Here is a 338-nt window from a genome sequence, read left to right on the forward strand (position 1 = left end):
GACGTGTTTCTCCTGGACGAAAAAACGTGGCTTCCTTGTGGTCGACCAACTTTGACAATGCTGATCGACGTCTTCAGCCGAATGCCGCTAGGGTATTACATTAGTTTCGATGACACATCAACGCTGGCCGTCATGCGCGCCGTCCGACATGCACTTCTTCCAAAGAAACCAGCTAGAGCCGTCGTGCCAAACCTGACTGTACAGAACCCTTGGCCTTGCTACGGTCGGTTCGAAGTGCTGGTGTGCGACAACGGCGCAGAATTCCACAGTGACTCCCTGGCTGCCGCCTGCTTCGATTTGCAAATGCAGTTGCTGTTTTGTCCAAAGAGGCAGCCTCG

Annotated in this window: 1 pseudogene; it reads left to right on the top strand. The window is 53.8% G+C overall.

Annotation, left to right across the window (positions count from 1 at the left end):
• Window positions 1-57: 57 nt before the first annotated feature.
• A pseudogene (locus tag SB754_RS19565) lies at window positions 58-338 on the top strand (hypothetical protein); the annotation flags it as partial.

It is taken from the genome of Leifsonia sp. SIMBA_070 (genome assembly GCF_046534635.1).
Lineage (GTDB): Bacteria > Actinomycetota > Actinomycetes > Actinomycetales > Microbacteriaceae > Leifsonia.